Source organism: Pedobacter sp. AJM (assembly GCF_002197755.1).
Taxonomy (GTDB): Bacteria; Bacteroidota; Bacteroidia; order Sphingobacteriales; family Sphingobacteriaceae; genus Pedobacter.
The window spans coordinates 1-21,160 of sequence record NZ_NHOT01000002.1; the positions used below are offsets into that span (position 1 = coordinate 1).

The window sequence follows — 21,160 nt, forward strand, 5'->3', positions numbered from 1 at the left end:
GCACCATTGTGCCAGCGTCTTCTCGACTGGAGCGTAGCGAAATGGAGAGATCTTTGAACCATACCATTCTTCAACCTGAAAAGATTCCTCCACTGCGGTCGGAATGACAACGATGCTGATAGCGGAACTACAACCATCGCGCCACCGTCCTCTCGACTGGAGCGTAGCGAAATGGAGAGATCTTTGAACGTATTATTAATTGATCATTACCAGCAAAGTATCTCTGGAGATAAATCTTTCCATTCAGCATTTTTAGCATGAATCAATGTTTCTTTTTTTGATCGGTTCCACTTTTTTAACTGCTTTTCTCTGGAAATAGCCTCTTCTATTGAAGGGTAAATCTCATAATAAATACAAACTGAAAGATGGTATTTAGCAGTAAACGAATTTGGATTAAATTTATCGCGATGCTGAACAATTCTAACAGCTAAATCAGATGTGACACCAATGTATAATGTTGTTCTTTGATAATTGGTCATAATATAAATACAACCTCCTCTTTCCATTAGCTTTTTATTTCAAGATACGAAAAACTATAATTTTGGGATTAGGAAATAAAAATTGTTATCGTAATTAGCACTTTTCGAAATCATATGAACTAGAGCATTTGCCTCTTTTCAAGGCCACAGCGAAACGGAAGTGATATTTAAGACTAGGTTTAATGTTCAAAGATTCCTCCACTGTGGTCGGAATGACGAATAAGTTAATGTTGGCATAATGATAACAGTATAACTTTATGAACAAATACCCCCCTAATTCCTGATATTCAAATTCGATAAAATTACCGCGCAGGCACCCGCGCCGATCACCAGCATAATCACCGAAACCAAAATCAACATTAAACCAGGTTTTAGCGGTTCATTCTTGACCGACTTAACGATCACCAGAATAACACCAACAACAAACAGCACGGCAACAGCAAACCAATAGATTAGAATAAGTCCCATTTTAAGAATTTGCTAACATAACCGCACAGGCACCTCCGCCAATCACCACCAAGACAACTGAAGCAATCAGCATTTGAACCCCAAGTTTCACAGGCTGACTATTTGATGATTTTACGATAATGGTGATGATCCCTGCAATGAATAAACCTACAATGGCCAGCCCGTAGAGAAAAAACAAGATGACAATCATACTAATTCATATTTAATTTTTCCCTGATGGCATCAATTTTATGGTCACGATAAAAAATATTCATCGTTTCAAAAGGCACCATCTTATATTGATCACTCACAATATGAACACAGGACTTCTTCACCGCCCGAACATCAAAATCAAGGGGATCCATAAAGTTCATAATAATAATGCGAAACAGGTTATCATAGCTCAGATTATCCGATTTCACCCTCGGCAAACAGCACATCAGTTCACCAAAAGTATCTTCAGCACAATCAACAGAAACGCCGGTGCTAAATAAATTAAGCATATGTTCTTTCAATTTCTCGTCATGCTCAAAAACAATGGTATTTTTAGAATTATTCAGCAAATCTTCCGGATTGATCAAATGTGTCATCGGAATAACCTCCTCCCCGATCTTTAAGGCGTAAGCCATACAAAGCGCATCGGGATTGCAGGGTACCGGGATTAAGTCCTGCGGTGTAAAGGTTGGGTATTGTTCGTAAATTTTGCGTCTCACCTCAGTTAAGGTAATCCGCCCCTGCTGGTCATTGTAATCATCATTTCTGCCGGCTACCTGTGTAGGCTGAAAGGTTACCCCGCGAACACAACGTTGCTTCAAGGCATAATCCAGGATATCACCAATTTCATGATCATTTAAACCGTTTTGCAGCGTCACTACCAATGTAGTTGATACATTAAACTGATTTAAATGGTCAATGGCTTTCTTTCTCACTTCAGTCAAATCCTCACCCCTCATTTTGGTTAATACCTCCGGACTAAAACTATCGAACTGCAGATAAATCTCAAAATCAGGCATGTACGAAGCCAGTTTCTCTACGAAGTTGATGTCTTTGGCCATCCTGATGCCATTCGTATTTACCATCAAATGCTTAATGGGCTTCGTTTTAGCCAGATCAAGTATTTTGAAAAATTCAGGATGAACGGTAGGCTCACCACCAGACAGCTGAACCACATCAGGTTCTCCTTCATTGGCTACCACCACATCCATCATACGCTCAATTTCAGTTAAGGTCCGGTGTCTACCATAATGAGGTGATGACATGGCATAACAGGTGGGGCAGGCCAGATTACAGCGATCAGTCACTTCAATCACGGTCAGACAAGAATGCTGTTCATGATCGGTACAAAGCCCGCAATCATACGGGCAACCGTAATGCACTTTGGTATTAAACTTCAGTGGCATTTCTGATTGCTTATTGTAATTGCGGATTTGTTTATAATACTCCACATCATCAGCAATCATTACTTTGCTATCGCCATGCGTTCTGCAGTTTTTTAACATAAACACTTTTGCATCCTGAAAAACAATTTTTGCATCGCAAAGCAGGAGGCATTCCGGACAAAGGCTTTTTGTATAATCGTAGTATATGTAATCTCTTGTGTTGGCCATATCCTTTTAAATGAAAATAGTTCTTGTTAACCTGATCATGAAGGTATAATAATACGCAAAAATTAGCATTGCCGACCAATGAATGCTGCTTAAATTTAAAAATAAGGATTGATATGGTTTAATAAATTCGATCAGAAAACGGAACAAAAAGTACAGTACCATAAATAACTTGAAGCGGTCACCATTGATCAGTGTTTTGTTTTTAATTGCTATAAAAAAGCAAAACAGCAACACCAGATAAACCATTTCATATAACATAATCGGATGTCTCAAGATACCATCGCCCAAATCCATTCCAGAAAACAAAGTAGTTGGGATCCCATAGGTGGGCTCATCAATTCCCATTGAAAAACAACCGATGCGTCCGATAAACAAAGCTATGATGATGGGAATCACATAAATATCGCCCGACGCAATGTTAACACCGATGATCTTTTTAATGATTTCCACGCCGAACAAGCCTCCCAGCAAACCACCTATAATGGTTTTACTTTGATAAAGCACCGAAAAACTCAAATGATGCAATACCTCAGGTGTTTCCAGTACGGCAACCACACGCGAGCCAATGAGTGCACCAAGCATGGCCCCCAGCATAATCCACAAACGGTGTTCATCAGAAATGGGATCGGCAATGCCTTTCTTCAAGTAATAATAAACCCGCACACCCATAATAAAAGCAAGCGTTTCAAAAATATAATGGTAATGATATAAGTTACCAAAAAGTTCAAACTGAAACGGAAACGGACTATCCGATTTTGTGATCATCGATATTAAAACCAAAGCCTGGCGAAAACCGGCAGGTGATCAGAAAAATACCTCTTATCTTTACTATCGGTGAGTACCGCAAATTTCTGCACCTTAAAACCTTTATTGACAAAAATATAATCGATCCTGTTTGGAAGATCACTGTTAAAATCGAAATCATTAAAGGTCCCATTTGGTCCGTAAGGAGTTTCCCGGCTGATTTCTTTCGCATCTGTCAGAAATGATTTGATGGTGCTAATGGCCTCAGTTTCGGGCGTCACATTTAAGTCGCCTGTAAAAACCACCGGCAATGCCGGTGCAATCTGCTGTATTTTTTGTTTGATTAATTTCGCAGATTCGATTCTGGCTTTAACGCCTTTGTGATCATAATGTGTATTAAACACCAAAAATTCCTTCTTATTCAGCTGATCATATAACCTTACCCAGCTACATACCCTGTTGAGCGCAGCATCCCAGCCTTTCGACGGAACATCAGGTGTTTCGGAAAGCCAGAAAGTTCCGCCATCTTTTTTAGTAAAGCGGTCTTTATCAAAATAAATGGCCGCAAATTCACCTTTCCGCTTCCCGTCTTCACGACCTACCCCTACTACATCGAAATTGGAATTTTTTAATAAGGCATCAAATTGTTCAGGCAACGCCTCCTGTACACAAAGCAAATCGGCATCATGAAATTTCACCAGGGCTTTTACATTTTGCGCCCGGTTTGGCCATGCATTTACCCCGTCATCCGGATTGTTATACCGGATATTGTAAGTGATGATATTGATAGGGCTTCCCTTCGACTGGGCAAAGGCTAAGGTAGAGAGCAGCAATAAGGAAAAAATAAGCTTAACAGATTTCATGGAATAATAATTTTCAATTTGTCAATATTACTCATTTCATGTTAAATGAATTTTAAGTATTAAAGTTGTTATACAACACAATCCAATAGAAGCAAATTCAAGCAAAAACCCGCAAACTATTTACACTGCTCTCATTTACTCGCTTTATAAGCGATTACAGATTTAATTGCATTACCTGTAAATGCTATCAAACTTAAGAATGCTACGCTACAAACCTGTATCCTGCACATCCAGCTTTAAATCATGTCTTCGTCTTTATAACTGAAATAATGGTTCCGGGCAAAAATTAAATGATCCACCACGTACAATCCCAACATGAGTCCGGAGGCGACTAAATCCCTGGTCAGTTTGTTATCACTTTCACTGGGTTTCAGGTTTCCTGAAGGATGGTTATGTGCCAGCACGATATTGGCGGCATTGTGTTCAAGCGCAATTTTAAAAATAATCTTCGGATCAGCCACTGTTCCTGCCTGCCCGCCTTTACTGATGAGGTGCCGGCCAATAATGTGATTGGAGCGGTTAAGCAGTAAGATCCAGAACTCTTCATGATTGAGGTCTGCAAAAGTGTTGTAAAGATAATTGTGAACATCACTGGAAGCGGTAACCTGCAATACCTGTTCGTCCTGTGTTTCCTTTCTGCGCAGCCCAAGTTCTAAAGCGGCAATGATGGTGATGGCTTTTGCCTGACCAATGCCCTTAAACTTGGAAAGCTCCTGAATGGATGCTTTTCCGATGTTAGATAAGTTGTGCCCGTAGAAAGATAAAATCCTTTTACTTAAATCCACAGCCGTTTCATTCCTGTTGCCAGAGCCGATAAGGATGGCAATCAATTCGGCATCTGTTAAATGCCTGCGGCCATGCTGCAGTAATTTTTCCCTCGGGCGGTCTTCTTCCGCCCAACGTTTAATACCCAATTTCTGATCGTAATTTTCCATTTTTTCGACAAAAAAAAAGCATCCCAACGTTTGGTTGGGATGCCTGGTACTAATATCGTAAAAAAAATGGATTATGCTAAACCGTTAACGAATTTCGTTAATTTTGATTTATTATTAGCCGCTTTATTTTTGTGGATGATGTTCTTTTTAGCTAAACGATCTAACATAGAGATTACTTTAGGCAATAAATCTGAAGCAGATTTTTTATCTTCTGCAGCACGTAATCTTTTAATAAAAGTACGTGTGGTTTTTGCCTGATATCTGTTACGTAAACGTTTTGTTGCGTTTGCTCTAATTCTCTTTAATGAAGATTTATGATTTGCCATTTCTATTTAGCCTTTTATTTTTCTTAATCGTTTCCTTTAATTCGGGTTGCAAATATAGAGTTTATCTTTTTATAATACAAAAGAATTTTAAATTTTTATTCACTCACATCTGCTATCGCTTCCGAACTGCGAAAATACGATAAATTTATTCATTAACAACACGTTAACGGCAAAGAATAAAATTTAACTTCCATACAGAAAACATACGTAAAAATACTATTTTTGGGGAAATACATTCTGAGTGAAAAAACGAATAGCCATCTTTGCATCCGGTTCTGGCTCCAATGCCCAAAAACTAATGGAGCATTTTAAACGCAGTAACGACATTGAAATTTCGCTGGTGCTGACCAACAATGCCGATGCTTATGTGCTGCAAAGAGCGGATAATTTTGAAATCCCCAGTCACATTTTCGATAAAAATGAATTCTATAAAACGGATGAGGTGATTGACCTGCTTAAAAACCTCGACATCGATTTTATAGTACTGGCCGGTTTTCTCTGGCTCATTCCTCAAAATTTAATTGCGGCCTATCCCGGCCGAATCGTAAACATCCACCCAGCCATTTTACCCAAATTCGGCGGCAAAGGCATGTACGGCGACCATGTGCACCATGCCGTAATGGCTGCCGGAGAAAATGAAGGCGGCATCACCATCCATTATGTGGATGAGCATTATGATGAAGGGGAATACATTTACCAGGCGAAATATAAAATTGAAAAGGATGATCACCTCGAAATGATTAAATTTAAAGGCCAGCAGCTTGAACACCAGCATTACCCCAGGATTGTAGAAAGCCTGGTTAAGAAAATTAAGAAATAGGAATCCGCCTGCTCATCCATTTAAACACCCTGTTGCAGGGCCTGGCAGCCTGAAGCATGAATGTGGATTTGTCGCGTTTACTTACACCAGCATAATGACGAAACATTTGTTCCGGCTTTATTTTTTATTAAACGGCAGAAAATAAATATTACATGATAAAATTTATTTCTATGCCATCAACATCATCCATGAAGTGGGTGCTCTGCCGGAAAAATCAAAACCAATCTAGCGTAAAAACCCGAAACCATTCCTGGCCGCATCGTAATATGTGAAGAGCCAAATCATGAAAGCGCTGCCTCAGCTTGCCATAGAGAGAAAACCTCCACAATCCCTGCTTGCAAAAACCATGCTGCGCATTGCAGGCGAGATTAATCATGATTTACAGATCTCCACGACCTGAAATTTTATTTAGACAATCGGAGCGGATTAAGTGCTCTTGGAACCAGGCCAAATTTCTTTTTAAAAGAATGAGAGAAATGCGACAGACTTTCGAAACCTAAATCTAAATAAATGGCGGAAGGCTTTTGATGCTTATTTTCAATTAAAAACTTTGCAGCATCCAGCCGTTGCGAGAGCAACCATTGGCGAGGTGGGAGGTGGAAAGTTTTTTGAAAATCGCGTTTAAATCCTGCCAGACTGCGACCGGTGAGTTGCGCAAATTTTTCAACCGGAACATTAAAATGAAAGTTATTGAGCATGAATTTTCTCAAATCAATTTTATGGGGTTCTGAATAGTCGAACAAAAAGCTTTCCAATGCCGGAAGTGCAAGAAGTAATAGCTTAACGCCCTCTTTTACTTTCAGGATGCCCATTTCATCTGTCATGGTTGCGCCTGAACTTCTGGCATACGGAACAATAGACTGAAAGTAGCCCTGCAAAAATTCATTGGAGGGAATCAGCAGGTTGGGCAAGCCCATATACTTCTTCGCGGATTCAAGCTTTTCCTCCAATGCAATTTTACGCATCAAATCTTCCTGGAGTGAAATCACAATGGTTTCGTAGCTGCCCCCGGCACCAGGTGTTTTGGTCAGCATCCCCAGCTGATTTTTACCAATCAGCAGCATTTCCCCTGCACCCATCGAAATCGTTTGAGCAGAGGTTTCCATGGTAAATTGACCTGAAACCTGCAGCACCAGGGTATGGTGGTTCCAGAAGCATGCTTTCTGTTTCCTTTCGGTAGACAGGTAGGAATAAAAGATGACACCAGGAAGAATTTCTGCCGGACTTTCCATTTATCGTGCTAGGTAGGTACCACCTTTAATGGCGCCTATCGCAAAAGTAGTATTTAATGCGCTCATTTCTGCTGTGGTAAACTCAATTTCTGTCGCTGCGATATTTCCGGGCAGACGTGATCTCTTGCTCATGCTCACTAAAGGCATGATTTGATCTCCCTGCTGTTTTACCCAGGCAATGGCAAGCTGTGTGGGTGTACAACCCTTCTCTGATGCCAGCTGCTTTAAAAGCGCCACTTTTTCAAGATTATGGACTAAATTTTCATGTTGAAAACGGGAAAAATGGTTCCGGTAGTCATTGTCGCTAAGTGGTGCGGTCATTTCCCCGGTCAGTAAACCCTCAGCAGTATTGGCGAAAGCGACAACGGCAATCCCCAACGCCCTGGCTGCAGGTAGCAATTGGTCTTCTATTTGTCTATCTGCCAGTGAATAGCCAATTTCTAATGCACTTATAGGGTAAACGGCATGGGCTTTTTGAAGCTGCTCAGCAGTAATTTCAGACACACCAATGTGACGGACTTTGCCTTCCTTCACTAAATCGGCCACCGTTCCGATGATCTCTTCCACAGGAACGCTATTGTCCATTCGGCTCGGCTGATAGAGATCAATCGTGTCAATGCCAAGACGGGTGAGGGAGTAATTGATAAAATTCTTAATGGAATTCGGTCTGAGGTCCAACCCGATCCATTGACCATTATGAAAGATGGCGCCAAACTTAACGCTGATAAAGGCATCATCACGCCTTCCCCTGATGGCTTTTCCGATCAGCATTTCATTGTGTCCGGCACCGTAAAAATCGCCGGTGTTCAAAAAATTGATACCAAAATCCAAAGCCTGGTTGATCGTTGCCATACTTTCTGATTCATCAGGCGTTGGCCCGCCCCAGATAGATGACATCCGCATGCAACCCAGCCCAAGACTGGATACTAAAGGGCCATCATGGCCTAACTGAATTTGTTTGATGTTTTTCATCCTACAAATATCCGTTTCCAAAGAACAGTTAAATTGCCTGCACAGCTCAATTAATTTGCTTATACGGCTCTTTTAATGGTTTTTCTTGCGAGTTCTGTGTACGTCGGCCATGTTTAAATAACATTTTAAGCCATCATATGTTGTGATTCAATTAGATAGATCATTATCTTCTTTATGTGTCTTTTAAGATCAGTATTTAAAAACATTCTCCCGATGCCACTCCACTGCTTCCGCCCCGGGAAAATGAATTCTTTTATTTGGCAATAAAATCTTTCTTCCTGCCAATCCTTTCAAGGTATATGCATGGGTTTCCTTTTCAATCACATGATCAGAAACAAGAATGGAGTAGTCAGCAGAAATACTGACAAGTCCACGGTCAAAAGCCCTGTGTAAATTAGGGCATAAAGCTATGCCATTGGTGACCTGATCATCATGTGTTTGGCTAAAAGGCACAATGTGGCAGGCATCAATAAAGCTATGCCCGAAGGTACTGCTCAATTGCATGCCCGTAAAACTGCATTGGTTACCATAAATTTTCGGCACTAGTTTTTTGAACAATCCGTTTCTAACGAAAACATCCTCTTCTGTATTGATAGAGATGCGCTTATATTTAGCTTCGGGTTCATTTAATACAAAATCCTCCTGATCATGCAGGTAACCATCGCCATGTTTTTTGGCTGCAATAAAACCGGCCTTGCCTTCGGCAAAATAATTATCGAGCAATACTGCAGTAGCCACTGACCTGTTGTTGGCATCACTTAATAATAGAAATAACTGTGGATCAAAATAGCCGAAGGCACAGGTTTCGCTTAATCGGGTTACCGATTTGATATGTGCGTTGATTTGCATGCCCAAATTGGGTTGCAACATCCAATATGGCTGCCCTTCTGTTTTTTCGCTTTGCAGATAATAAAAAGGCTGGGTAAAATCAGGTTGGTGCAAAGTGGATACAAGCAAAAGCCAGTTCTCTTTAAAAGTAGCCACTAAATCGGCATTGACTTCAAACTGGTTATTAATGACCAAACCTTTTTCAATGAGCTCGATCAGGCTCAGCAATAATATAGGCTTATGCGGAGCTGGGCCATATTGCGTTACACCTTGTTTAAGGCGGCTAAAAGCTTTGAGGTATTTTTGAAGGGATGAATTCAAGAGGGCAAAATATTTCCGAAGCTAATCAAATGATGGGGGTTTTGGAAATTTAATCCTGCATAAACTGATCTCTTTTATGCCATAGGCGATAAAATACTTCGGGCTATACAGCCAGCACAACCCGAAATAATAAATCAAATGATGTGACATTCACCAGATTCAAATCATTTAGAATCACCCGGCTTATGTTCATGAGGTTTTAGCTCAGGTAGCTTTTTATGCGTCTTCAATAGATATGTCCATAATAAGGAATAAGTGGCAGCGGTCACAACCATGCAAACCAATATGGCGATGTCACGGAAAAGGTCTGCACAATCTGATAGAAAAGTATTCAGGTGATAACCAGGCTGATCGCTGCTCATGAACCACATGGCGAAGATCACCACCACATATTCAAACACGATGGTGCTTAAAAGGATGACCATTAATTGGTTAAAACCCTCTTTACGGTGAACGACAGGGGATAAAATAAGGGTCCAGATGATAAAAACACCAATAAATACCGGACTCAGGCCTATAAAAAACAGCCCTGCATATCCTGATTGATCTGGCAATGCCACAAAGGAAGCGATTAAAGCGGTGAATGTGGTCGATACCGAGATCAGTAATAAAGATTTAAATTTGAGTTCCATTTCAATAAGTGATTGATTTAATGCCTCCAGGCTTGGATCAACATGATCAGGCCTTTCAATTTTAAGAGGGAGATTGCTCAAGGTCGTCAGAAAGCCCTGACGGAGCGGCTAAGGTCCAGCTGATCCCCGCTTCCGCCTCCTGAACAGGAGCACTCACTTGGGCAACTGGCGGAATAAACGCCACTTCAACCCCATCCTTTAAGTGGCGGCAATAGGCCAGCTGGCAGGCAAAATAGCGGCGGTCGGCCTTCTGCACTTCCCGGTGCAGATAAGAGATACCCATGGCCACCAGCATCAGGCGGTCGCCCTGATGCGCAAAAGGCACCTGCAGTTGAGCACCGGGAAAATCCGCTTGTTCAAAAGAAAGGCGAAGATCGTTAATGCTGATAATTTCATACTGACCGCTGTCCACATCAAAATTGAACAACATCACCTGCAATACGCAGGCATCCGCTTTCGGAATGCGTTTAACCAGCTGCAGGATATCGGTTTTGGGCAATTGCAACACCATCGTATCAGGGCCTGCTAACCTAAACTGAGGCTTTTGCAGCAAAAGGTGGTCAAGCCGTGTGGCTGCATTAAATTCAAAACCCTGCAACAGGCTGACATTGCCGTCTTGCAGTTTCTTTTGGCCGGCAAAGGCAGCAGGTATGGTTTTAAACACGTCAACAAGTTTTTTATTGAGTCGGTTATGCAGGTCACCATAGCCGTAACGCTTCACCATCGGTGCAAAAGCCTTTCTGATGTAAGCACCATTTCTGCTGGCCGCCCCAAAATCTGCAGCACTTTTCCGGCTGTTTTCAGAAAGTGTGTATGCTGCCGCCTTTTGCCGCACCACATCTGTCCTACCTCTTCTATAAAAAACAAGTTCTCCGAGTTGCCCGGAAAATCGCATCATTCCGTTTAATGTGGCCATAATGTTGTATATTAGCGTAATCTGAAGATTATACTTCTAAAATAGCAAATTTCTGCTTCCCATACCAATCAAACTTCCGGTAAAGTCCACCATAAGTCTGCCTTTAGTCTACCACTAGTCCACCTTTTGCCCGGGCTTGCATTACACTTGCCCTGAGCCTGCTTCGACCCTGCTTCGAGTCTGCGTTTACGATCCTGTCCCCGGCAAGAGAAAAAAGCGAGGATCTGTAGACTAAGTGACGAATGGAGAGTGCCTGATATAGACTGGAAAAGCTAAAGCGGAACAAAACAACTGGTAAACTGGCAAGTAAACTCCTGTTTACCTGTCCCGGGCAGTAAATATGTGTTATACGCCATTCAGACCAACAGGATACCTCAAGATTTTTTGTGTATCGGGTTATTCTATTTTTACCTTTCCAACATAACAAAAAAACCATCCGCTTTTACTACCTTTGCGGCTCAAAATTTACAGTAGAATGAGTCAGTCCATTAAAATTAAAAACGCTTTAATTTCAGTATATTATAAAGATGGTTTGGAGCCATTGGTAAAGTTATTGGCCGCTCAGGGCGTTCAGTTATTCTCTACCGGTGGAACAGAGCAATTTATTAAAGATTTAAATTTACCGGTTACCGCAGTGGAAGATTTAACAGGTTACCCCTCTATTTTAGGCGGGCGTGTGAAGACACTGCATCCAAAAGTTTTTGGCGGAATTTTAAATCGCAGGGGTTTATCCGGCGATCAGGAACAAATCGCTGAATATGAAATCCCTGAAATTGACTTGGTTATTGTAGATTTATATCCTTTTGAAGAAACGGTAAAAGCCGGCGGAACAGCAGCAGAAATCATTGAAAAAATTGACATCGGTGGTATTTCACTCATCCGTGCTGCTGCGAAAAACTTTAATGATGTGGTGATCATTGCCTCTAAGCACGACTACCCTACTTTACAGGCGCAACTGGAAGCACAAAATGGCGAAACCACATTGGCACAACGTAAATCATTTGCTAAAACAGCTTTTCATACTTCATCACATTACGATACGGTCATTTTTAATTATTTTAATCAGGAAGAACCATTAGACGTTTTTAAACAAAGCGTAACGGAAGCTAAAACCTTGCGTTATGGCGAAAACCCGCACCAGGGAGCCGTATTTTATGGAGACCTGGATGCCATGTTTACCAAACTGAACGGAAAAGAACTTTCCTATAATAACCTGGTAGATGTGGATGCTGCTGTGGCACTGATCGATGAATTTGAAGACCCCACTTTTGCCATCTTAAAACACACCAATGCCTGTGGTATTGCTTCCCGCCCTACCGTAAAACAGGCCTGGATTGATGCTTTGGCATGTGATCCGGTTTCGGCTTTTGGCGGCGTTTTAATTACCAATGTAGCAGTAGATTTAGCAACCGCAGAAGAAATTAACAACCTGTTTTTTGAGGTCCTGATTGCACCTTCCTATCAGCCGGAAGCGGTGGAGTTATTCAGCAAAAAGAAAAACCGCGTAATTTTACAGCGCAACGATGTTGAATTAAGCAAAAAACAATTTAAAACCTTATTAAACGGTGTGATTGAGCAGGATAAAGATTTAATTATCGAAGGTCCGGAGCAAATGACTACCGTTACTGAAAAGGCTCCTACTGCGCAAGAATTAAAAGACCTGTACTTCGCCAATAAAATTGTGAAGCATACTAAATCAAACACCATTGTTTTGGTTAAGAATGATGTATTGATTGCCAGTGGTGTGGGCCAGACTTCACGTGTGGATGCCTTAAGACAAGCCATCGACAAGGCCGCTTCATTCGGTTTCAGTGTAGCAGGTTGTGCCATGGCATCAGACGCCTTTTTCCCTTTTCCTGATTGTGTGGAGATTGCTGCCGATGCCGGAATCACCGCTGTTTTGCAACCAGGCGGATCCATTAAAGATGCAGATTCTGTGGCAAAAGCAAATGAAAAAGGCATTGCAATGGTCACTACCGGTGTAAGACACTTTAAGCACTAGGTGGTTTGGTTGGCTGGTTGGTTGAGATTGAAGACTTAAAAATTTAAAATCTACATGGGTTAAACAGGCAAGACTGAGCAACTAAATGCCATCAAACTAAAAAACCAACGAACTAAACAATAAAAAAGCTATTTTTACATTAGGAATAGTATAGATTTAACAATTAAAGAAAATAAAACTCATACATGGGATTATTCAATTGGTTTACGCAGGAAGTGGCCATCGATTTAGGTACTGCGAATACCCTGATTATACATAATGATAAAGTTGTGGTAGACGAACCATCTATCGTAGCTTTTGATCGTACGACAAACAAGGTCATTGCCATCGGCCGTCAGGCGATGCAAATGGAGGGTAAAACCCATGATAACATCAAGACTGTTCGCCCATTAAAAGATGGTGTAATTGCTGATTTCAATGCTGCTGAAGCGATGATAAAAGGCATGATCCGCATGTTGAACGGTGGTAAAGGCTGGATGTTTCCCTCTTTAAGAATGGTTATTTGTATTCCTTCCGGGATCACTGAAGTGGAAAAACGTGCGGTACGTGACTCTGCTGAAATTGCAGGCGCAAAAGAGGTTTACCTCATCCACGAACCCATGGCTGCTGCCGTAGGTATCGGGATCGACGTGGAAGAACCTATGGGTAACATGATCATCGATATCGGTGGTGGTACTACTGAAATTGCAGTAATTGCCCTATCTGGTATTGTGTGTGATCAGTCCATCCGCGTGGCGGGTGATAACTTCGATTCAGATATTGTGAATTATATCCGTCGCCAACATAACATCATGATTGGCGATCGTACTGCAGAGAAAATTAAAATTGAAGTGGGTGCAGCATTACCAGAGTTACAGGATGCTCCTGCTGATTTCGCTGTTCAGGGTCGTGATTTAATGACGGGTGTTCCAAAACAAATCACCGTATCCTATACCGAAATTGCCCACTGTTTAGATAAATCAATCTCCAAAATAGAAGAAGCGATTCTTAAGGCGTTAGAGATTACCCCTCCGGAGCTTTCTGCAGATATTTACCAGACGGGTATTTATTTAACAGGCGGAGGTGCGTTATTAAGAGGTTTAGATAAACGTGTAGCAGCAAAAACAAAATTACCGGTACACGTTGCCGAAGATCCGCTTCGTGCCGTAGTTCGTGGAACAGGTATTGCGTTGAAAAACATTGGCGGATATAAATTCTTAATGCAATAATTACAGTTACGGGTTATAGGTTACGGTTTAAAGGCCCAGACTTATAACCTATAACTCATAACTTACAACCCGAATGCGTAACCTTTGGATTTTTGTCAGCAGATATAACGCATTTTTCCTGTTTATTATTTTTTTCCTGATCGGGATTTACCTCACCGTAAAAAATAATGCCTACCAAAGGAGTGTTACGCTCAACTCCTCGAATGAGGTGATCGGAACGGCTTATGAAAGGCTGAATGTTTTTAAAAGATATTTAAACCTCGGAATGGTGAATGACAGTTTAGCCGCTGAAAATGCTAAACTTAAAAGTGAATTACTCGCTTTACATACCATAGATACTGCTAAAGATGTTAAAGTAGTGGATACCTTAACTGATCAGCAATACACTTATCTGGCGGCCAAAGTGGTTAAAAATTCAGTGACATTGCGCAATAACATCATGACCATCAATAAGGGAAGTGTAGATGGAATTAAAAACGGGATGGCCGTAATTGCACCTCAGCGTGGGGTAGTGGGGCTGATCAGGGATGTTTCTGAACACCTGGCCACCATCCAGTCTTTGCTGCATAAGGATACCCGGATTAGTGTAAGTTTAAAGAAAAATCATGCCCTGGGCTCTTTGGTTTGGGGAGATGGTAATTTTGATATCAGAAAAGCTTTTATTAAAGAAGTGCCCAACCACATCAAAATGTATGTGGGTGATTCGGTGATCACATCAGGATATGGCTCCTTCCCTGCCGGCATTTTTGTAGGAAAAATCATCAAGCCCAATGTAGCCACCAATGATAATTTCCTGTCGGGAGAACTGAATCTGGTGACTGATTTTAGTACGTTACAATATGTTTACGTAATAAAAGATAAAAAAGCAGAAGAACAGAAAGCTTTAGAAAGTTTAGTTAAACCAAATGAATAGCAGAATTATAATCGTAAATATAATCAGGTGGTTTGTATTGCTTTTTGTGCAGATTTTTCTGCTGAAGAACATGGGCTTTTATGACCTGTCTACGCCATTTATTTATATTCTTTTTTTATTGCTCCTGCCATTCGGCATGCCAAATATTTTGCTTTACCTGCTGGCTTTCGGAACAGGCTTAACATTAGATGCTTTTTACGACACCATGGGCGTACATGCTACCGCCTGTGTGGTACTGGCATTTGTCAGGATTTCTTTTATTTCCATTAGTTTAAACCGCGACGCCATTGATGACCCTGAACCTTCGTTAAGCTATATGGGCTTCCAGTGGTTTTCGCTTTATGCTTTTCTTTGTGTGATTGCACATCATTTGGTACTGTTTTTTTTAGAAACATTCAGGTTAACAGAAATTGGTTACACCTTAATGAGATGCGGCATAAGTTGTATCTTTACACTGCTTATTATTTTATTGGTAGAGTTTATATTCTATAAAAGAACATCGCGCTAAATGGATCAGTTATTTAACCGAAAATATATCATTCAGGGATTATTTATTGTTATTGCCCTGATTTTGCTGGGGAAGTTATTCTATATCCAGGTGGTGAGTGATAAATATTTTCTTTCTGCGGAGAGTAACGTTTTACGCAAGCTTTATAAATACCCTGCCCGGGGTGCCATTCTGGACCGGAACATGAAAGTGATCGTTCAAAATGAGCCGGTATATGATTTGATGGTAACCCCAAGCGAGGTTAAACCATTTGATACCCTCGCACTGGCACAGGCACTGGAAATTTCAGTGGCTGATGTACGTAAGAAATTAAAAAAGGCCAAAGCGCAATCTGCTTATCAGGCTACCTTTTTTGACCGTCAGATTTCTGTACAATCCTATGCCCGTCTTCAGGAAATTATGTACCGTTTTCCAGGTTTCAGAACGCAGGACAGAACCATCAGGCACTATCCGGATAGCATTGCCGGACAGCTTTTTGGTTATGTTAAAGAGGTAAGTCCGGATGATATTGAAAAATCGGAAGGCTATTATAAACCAGGTGATTTTATTGGCAAAAGTGGACTGGAGCGCTCTTATGAAGATTTTCTGCGTGGGGAAAAAGGTGTAATCAATATGCTTTACGATGCTAAAAACATTGCACAGGGAAGTTATTCGGCAGGTAAATATGATATAAATGCAGTTTCCGGTGATCGCTTAATCTCTTCTCTGGATATTAGAATTCAAAAGCTTGGCGAAGAACTCATGAAAAATAAGGTGGGTGCGATTGTAGCGATAGAGCCTTCAACAGGTGAAATCCTTGCTTTTGTAAGCAGCCCGGGTTATGATCCGAATCAGCTTGTTGGAAAAGACTGGGGTAAAAACTACATGGGTTTACTGGCCAATCCTTATCGTCCGCAAATTGTGCGCCCTATTGCCGGTCAATATTCACCCGGATCATCATTTAAACCGGTAGATGCTTTGGTGGCCCTGCAAGATGGCGCTATCGATCCGAATACCACCTTCACTTGCCCCGGTTATTACCAGGCCGGAAACCATCGGGTAAAATGCGAACACATTGATGGCACCATTAACATGCAGCGCGGAATCGCCAGAAGCTGTAATACCTATTTCTGTCACGTTTTTCAGAATATCATCACCAAAAACGGGATGAAAAATCAACGTCAGACTTACGCGCACTGGCATGATCAGATTTCGAAATGGGGTTTTGGCCAAAAACTGGGCATCGACATGCCTTTCGAAAAGAAAGGCATATTTTATACGGCAGATCATTACGATAAAATTTATGGCAAACGCTGGGGATATACGACGGTGATCTCTCAGGCCATTGGCCAGGGAGAAATTACCTCTACACCCCTACAGATGGCAAATGTTATGGCAGCAATCGCCAATCGCGGTTATTACCTCAAACCTCATTTAATTAAGGGGATTGGCGATAAAAAGGTAGTCAAAAAAGAATACCTTGAGAAAAACTATGTAGGTATAGATGAAAAATACTTTCAGCCGGTGATTGAAGGCATGAGAGATGCGGTAAATAGTTCATGGGGAACAGCAAAGGAATCCAGAATTCCAAATATCCTGATGTGTGGAAAGACGGGTACGGTACAAAATCCGCATGGTAAAAACCACTCGGTGTTTATAGGCTTCGCGCCAATGGATAACCCAAAAATTGCCATAGCTGTGATTGTAGAAAATGGTGGTTTCGGGGGCTCGTATGCAGCACCTATATCCAGTTTTATAGTAGAAAAATATTTAACGGATTCCATCAAACCAAAGGCAAATGGTTATACGGTTAAAGCCTTTGCAGAAACCAATCTATTGCCAGCCATCATTGATAAAACGAAAAAACCAAAACCGGTAAAGGCAGATAGCATTTCAATTAAAAAGCTTGATTCCATCAAAAGATTAAAAGACAGCCTTAAACTGAAATCTGCAGCAACAAAAACTGTTGCAACCAGGCCAAAAGGTTTAACCACAGTGTTAAAGGATAAACCTGTCATCCAAAAATAATATGCAGCAACAACAGGGAAATCGTTTCTTTTTTAATGTAGACTGGATTACAGTTTTAATTTATATCGCCCTCTGTGCAGTTGGTTTTATTAATATTTTTGCTTCCGTTCCTCCTGAAAAGTCTTCTATATTTAGTTTCAATACCCTATACGGCAAGCAATTAATTTACGTGCTAACAGGGTTGGTGCTTGGCCTGTCGATATTACTTTTCGATGGGAGAATATTTAACGTGTTTTCTCCTTTTATTTATGGCGGTACTTTACTGCTTTTACTGGCCGTTTTAGTCATTGGAAATAAAGTAGCCGGGAATCAGGCATGGATTGCCATAGGTTCCTTTAAGCTGCAACCGGCAGAGTTTGCCAAATTTGGCACGGCATTGCTTTTAGCCAGGTATGTAGGGAGCTTTAATCCAAAATTCAGGGATTTAAAATCCATCGCCATCGCCGCATTAATTGTTGGCGCACCTTTGGTATTGATTATGCTGCAGCCCGATACAGGTTCTGCACTGGTTTTTTTAGCCTTTATGTTTCCCCTATACCGCGAAGGTTTATCAGGCTACTTTTTATTAATCTTCCTGGGCATGATTGTTTTGTTTATTGCTGATTTCCTCGTACCAACATATATTCTTATCATCATCATTACCGCAGTTGCCGGCCTGTTTATCTACAATAACCGCAGGAAACAGAAAATAATATTCTCCACTGTTCTGGTTACTGTACTGGCCATTGGTTATTTATTTCTGATCAAGGTAGCTTATGAAAAGGTATTGGCCCCACACCAGAGAAGCCGGATTGAGTTGATGTTAGGCCTTAAAACAGATAACCGGGGTGCCGGTTACAATGTGATTCAATCGCAAATCGCCATTGGCTCCGGACAGGTAACAGGACGTGGTTTCTTAGAAGGTACGCAAACCAAATATGGCTATGTACCGGAGCAAAGTACCGATTTTATTTTCTCTACCATTGGTGAAGAATGGGGTTTTCTGGGTTGTTCAGTGGTGATTGCCTTATATATTTTTCTGTTATTAAGGCTCATCAATCTCGCTGAAAGGCAAAGATCTACCTTTTCACGGGTTTATGGTTACAGTGTAGCCTGTATTCTTTTCTTCCACGTATTTATCAATATCGGCATGACGATTGGCATCATTCCCGTAATTGGCATTCCTTTGCCGCTGATTAGCTACGGTGGTTCCTCATTATGGAGTTTCACCATATTGCTATTTATCTTCCTGAAACTGGATTCGAACAGAATGGGCTTTTTTTAAGAGATAGAAAGAGCAAGGAACAAAGATAAAAAGAACAAAGAGTAAAGAGCAAAGATATATATTGCTAAACAAAACTATTGTAGTTCAATAAAACCTCATCATGTATTGCATGTTGTGCTTACCGCAAGATCATGTTCCACACGATGCGGCAGGACTTATCACTGGTAAGCCGCAACTGTAACACACAAAGATCTACACCTTATTTACTAAATCTCCTGTTCAACAATTCATAAAACTGATCTACTGTAGCTTGTTTACTTGCCCAATCATACTTCATGGCATAATTGCTTTGTAAAAAGTTATTGGCGGTTTCAAAATTGTTCATTTTGTTAACGATATCGATTGCCTCTGAATAAGCCAGGTTATACCCTTTAAACAGATCTTTAATAAAAAGCATTTTCTCATTCAGGTTAATGGCCTGTTTCAAATCGGCAATTGGTGCCTTTACCGGTTCGTCGCCCTGTGCATTGGTTTTAGCCAGCAAATCATTTAAACTTTGGGTAGGTTTAGCTGCAGCAATAGGCTGCTCTGCCGGCTTAACCGGAATGGCTTCAGGAGTAAAAATCGGTTTTTCATATACCGGTGGTGAAATGATGGGTTCATCCATTTCCACATCCCGCAATGAAGGTATTGGTGCTGATGGCGGAACGACCCTTTCTTCAGTTACAGGTGCTTCCGTTGAAACATCTGGTTTAATGGCTTCCGGATTCTCCGGTTCAGGGGCCTCATCTTTTGCAATCAAGAAAGGTTCCGGACCAATTTCATCTTCTTCGTTCGGTACCGTTTCATCCTCCGGCGCCAAAGGTGCCTCTTCCTTTTCGTGTATTTTCTTTTTCTGTGCCAGAATCTCCTCTTCTGCCTCACTTAAAGGCCTGTCGAAAATTTCTGCTACCGATTTTGCTTCGTAATCAAACTGTTCATCAGCACTGTGATTCCCTAAAACAAACTCAAAACTGTGGTCATCCTGGTCTGGTTTAAAAAAATCGCGCTCCAGTACTTTTTCAGCAGTATCATTTTTGATTTCTTCGTCATCCTGCAGTTCTTGTTCCGGTTTTACATCAATCCGCTCCTCCTGCTCTTCTGCGGTGATTACTTCTTCCAGTTCCTGAGGTTCAAAAGCCTGGTCATCCGCCAAATAACTTTGCGGCGTTTCAGGCAGAATAATCGTATTCTGTTCTTCCAGCAGCGGCTGATGAATAATGGCTGATGGCTTTTCATTCACCACATTCAATTTCTGAACAATCCGTACATGATCTGCAAGAAAATCTGCATTGGCTAAAAACAACTCCAGCTCCAGGTGATTCAGCTGTTGTGGATTTTGAGCAAGAAATTCATATTGCTCATTTAATTCTGTTAAAATACTGCCGACTTTTTTGAAGATATTCTGTTGGTTCATCATAAACTTAAAACGGATTTTGTGCTGATTTATGTTGGTAACTAAGTACCCAAAAATAACACATAATTCTCATATTTGTTCGGTTTAAAATTAATAGAGAACACATCAGGGCACAACAGATCGGACATGTTATTTAGCGAACAAAATTTTAGAAGAAGAGGTGAATTTTCAGGAAGTATTGAAGTGGTTTGTGGTTCCATGTTTTCCGGCAAAACGGAAGAACTGATCAGAAGATTGAAGCGTGCCCAGATTGCTAAATTAAATGTCGAGATTTTTAAACCAAGAACTGATACGCGCTACCATGAAACGGCAGTGGTTTCTCATGATTTAAATTCCATTAACTCGACCCCTGTCGACAGTGCTTCGGCCATTTTATTACTGGGCACCAATACCCAGGTGGTGGGCATTGACGAGGCACAATTTTTCGACAATGAACTTCCGGATGTTTGCAATAAACTTGCGCTGAGGGGAATACGGGTAATTGTAGCTGGCCTGGACATGGATTTCACCGGCAAACCTTTTGGTCCGATGCCGGCCTTAATGGCCATTGCAGAACATGTAACCAAGGTAAATGCCGTTTGCGTATGCTGTGGTAATCCGGCACTTTTCAGTTACAGAACAGTGGCCAATGATTCGACCGTATTATTGGGCGAAAAAGAAAGTTATGAACCGCGTTGCCGGGCTTGCTATCACCTGGATAATGGATAGAAATTTCCTATCTTGAAGTATAAAAATAAAGC

22 protein-coding genes are annotated in these 21,160 nt (G+C 41.2%); 8 read left to right on the forward strand and 14 right to left on the reverse strand.

Annotated features, from left to right (window positions below):
- Nucleotides 1–206 precede the first annotated feature (206 nt).
- The 8 genes from CBW18_RS03895 to rpsT form a co-directional block, all read right to left on the reverse strand.
- Nucleotides 207–506, reverse strand: coding sequence for a GIY-YIG nuclease family protein (locus CBW18_RS03895; protein WP_088299970.1), 300 nt, complete (start codon nucleotides 504–506; stop codon nucleotides 207–209).
- Between the two features lie 246 nt (nucleotides 507–752).
- Nucleotides 753–947, reverse strand: coding sequence for a hypothetical protein (locus CBW18_RS03900; protein ID WP_088299971.1), 195 nt, complete (start codon nucleotides 945–947; stop codon nucleotides 753–755).
- 1 nt (nucleotide 948) lies between these two features.
- Nucleotides 949–1,137 carry a hypothetical protein gene (locus CBW18_RS03905; RefSeq protein WP_088299972.1) on the reverse strand — a complete coding sequence of 63 codons (189 nt, stop codon included), beginning with the start codon at nucleotides 1,135–1,137 and terminating at the stop codon, nucleotides 949–951.
- A 1-nt stretch (nucleotide 1,138) separates the two neighbouring features.
- Nucleotides 1,139–2,533: a radical SAM protein gene (locus CBW18_RS03910; RefSeq protein WP_088299973.1), complete on the reverse strand. Its 1,395-nt coding sequence runs from the start codon at nucleotides 2,531–2,533 to the stop codon at nucleotides 1,139–1,141.
- Nucleotides 2,534–2,539: 6 nt separating this feature from the next.
- On the reverse strand, nucleotides 2,540–3,298 hold the full coding sequence (locus CBW18_RS03915) for a prolipoprotein diacylglyceryl transferase (RefSeq protein ID WP_088299974.1): 759 nt from the start codon (nucleotides 3,296–3,298) through the stop codon (nucleotides 2,540–2,542).
- A gap of 5 nt (nucleotides 3,299–3,303) precedes the next feature.
- Nucleotides 3,304–4,140, reverse strand: a complete 837-nt coding sequence (locus CBW18_RS03920) for an endonuclease/exonuclease/phosphatase family protein (protein ID WP_088299975.1) — start codon at nucleotides 4,138–4,140, stop codon at nucleotides 3,304–3,306.
- A 236-nt stretch (nucleotides 4,141–4,376) separates the two neighbouring features.
- The gene (radC, locus tag CBW18_RS03925) at nucleotides 4,377–5,075 is read right to left on the reverse strand and encodes a DNA repair protein RadC (RefSeq protein WP_088299976.1); all 699 of its coding nucleotides are present in this window, start codon (nucleotides 5,073–5,075) and stop codon (nucleotides 4,377–4,379) included.
- Nucleotides 5,076–5,146: 71 nt separating this feature from the next.
- On the reverse strand, nucleotides 5,147–5,401 hold the full coding sequence (rpsT, locus tag CBW18_RS03930; RefSeq protein WP_010603296.1) for a 30S ribosomal protein S20: 255 nt from the start codon (nucleotides 5,399–5,401) through the stop codon (nucleotides 5,147–5,149).
- A gap of 241 nt (nucleotides 5,402–5,642) precedes the next feature.
- Between rpsT and purN the strand changes: the two genes are divergently transcribed.
- A complete protein-coding gene (gene purN / locus CBW18_RS03935) occupies nucleotides 5,643–6,221 on the forward strand; it encodes a phosphoribosylglycinamide formyltransferase (RefSeq protein ID WP_088299977.1) in 579 nt (192 codons plus the stop codon).
- A gap of 404 nt (nucleotides 6,222–6,625) precedes the next feature.
- Here purN and CBW18_RS03940 read toward each other — a convergent pair whose 3' ends face one another.
- The 5 genes from CBW18_RS03940 to CBW18_RS03960 all read right to left on the reverse strand — a co-directional run bounded on the left by CBW18_RS03940 (nucleotide 6,626) and on the right by CBW18_RS03960 (nucleotide 11,101).
- Complete coding sequence (locus tag CBW18_RS03940; RefSeq protein ID WP_088299978.1) at nucleotides 6,626–7,453, reverse strand: AraC family transcriptional regulator; 828 nt, start codon at nucleotides 7,451–7,453, stop codon at nucleotides 6,626–6,628.
- Nucleotides 7,454–8,425: an aldo/keto reductase gene (locus tag CBW18_RS03945; RefSeq protein WP_088299979.1), complete on the reverse strand. Its 972-nt coding sequence runs from the start codon at nucleotides 8,423–8,425 to the stop codon at nucleotides 7,454–7,456.
- Between the two features lie 189 nt (nucleotides 8,426–8,614).
- Complete coding sequence (locus CBW18_RS03950) at nucleotides 8,615–9,574, reverse strand: HNH endonuclease (RefSeq protein ID WP_088299980.1); 960 nt, start codon at nucleotides 9,572–9,574, stop codon at nucleotides 8,615–8,617.
- A 164-nt stretch (nucleotides 9,575–9,738) separates the two neighbouring features.
- Complete coding sequence (locus CBW18_RS03955) at nucleotides 9,739–10,206, reverse strand: hypothetical protein (RefSeq protein WP_140418624.1); 468 nt, start codon at nucleotides 10,204–10,206, stop codon at nucleotides 9,739–9,741.
- A 61-nt stretch (nucleotides 10,207–10,267) separates the two neighbouring features.
- The gene (locus CBW18_RS03960; protein ID WP_172406439.1) at nucleotides 10,268–11,101 is read right to left on the reverse strand and encodes a hypothetical protein; all 834 of its coding nucleotides are present in this window, start codon (nucleotides 11,099–11,101) and stop codon (nucleotides 10,268–10,270) included.
- Between the two features lie 496 nt (nucleotides 11,102–11,597).
- Between CBW18_RS03960 and purH the strand changes: the two genes are divergently transcribed.
- The 6 genes from purH (at nucleotide 11,598) to rodA (ending at nucleotide 19,024) form a co-directional block, all read left to right on the forward strand.
- A complete protein-coding gene (purH, locus tag CBW18_RS03965; RefSeq protein ID WP_088299983.1) occupies nucleotides 11,598–13,124 on the forward strand; it encodes a bifunctional phosphoribosylaminoimidazolecarboxamide formyltransferase/IMP cyclohydrolase in 1,527 nt (508 codons plus the stop codon).
- A 185-nt stretch (nucleotides 13,125–13,309) separates the two neighbouring features.
- Complete coding sequence (locus CBW18_RS03970) at nucleotides 13,310–14,332, forward strand: rod shape-determining protein (protein ID WP_010601761.1); 1,023 nt, start codon at nucleotides 13,310–13,312, stop codon at nucleotides 14,330–14,332.
- 73 nt (nucleotides 14,333–14,405) lie between these two features.
- Nucleotides 14,406–15,245: a rod shape-determining protein MreC gene (gene mreC / locus CBW18_RS03975; RefSeq protein WP_088299984.1), complete on the forward strand. Its 840-nt coding sequence runs from the start codon at nucleotides 14,406–14,408 to the stop codon at nucleotides 15,243–15,245.
- Nucleotides 15,238–15,753: a rod shape-determining protein MreD gene (locus CBW18_RS03980; protein WP_088299985.1), complete on the forward strand. Its 516-nt coding sequence runs from the start codon at nucleotides 15,238–15,240 to the stop codon at nucleotides 15,751–15,753. The genes mreC and CBW18_RS03980 overlap by 8 nt, the downstream gene beginning before the upstream one ends.
- A complete protein-coding gene (mrdA, locus tag CBW18_RS03985; RefSeq protein ID WP_088299986.1) occupies nucleotides 15,754–17,760 on the forward strand; it encodes a penicillin-binding protein 2 in 2,007 nt (668 codons plus the stop codon). It begins immediately after the preceding gene.
- A gap of 1 nt (nucleotide 17,761) precedes the next feature.
- The gene (rodA, locus tag CBW18_RS03990) at nucleotides 17,762–19,024 is read left to right on the forward strand and encodes a rod shape-determining protein RodA (RefSeq protein WP_088299987.1); all 1,263 of its coding nucleotides are present in this window, start codon (nucleotides 17,762–17,764) and stop codon (nucleotides 19,022–19,024) included.
- Between the two features lie 199 nt (nucleotides 19,025–19,223).
- Here rodA and CBW18_RS03995 read toward each other — a convergent pair whose 3' ends face one another.
- A complete protein-coding gene (locus CBW18_RS03995; protein ID WP_088299988.1) occupies nucleotides 19,224–20,423 on the reverse strand; it encodes a hypothetical protein in 1,200 nt (399 codons plus the stop codon).
- Nucleotides 20,424–20,546: 123 nt separating this feature from the next.
- Between CBW18_RS03995 and CBW18_RS04000 the strand changes: the two genes are divergently transcribed.
- Nucleotides 20,547–21,128: a thymidine kinase gene (locus tag CBW18_RS04000; protein ID WP_088299989.1), complete on the forward strand. Its 582-nt coding sequence runs from the start codon at nucleotides 20,547–20,549 to the stop codon at nucleotides 21,126–21,128.
- Nucleotides 21,129–21,160: the final 32 nt, after the last annotated feature.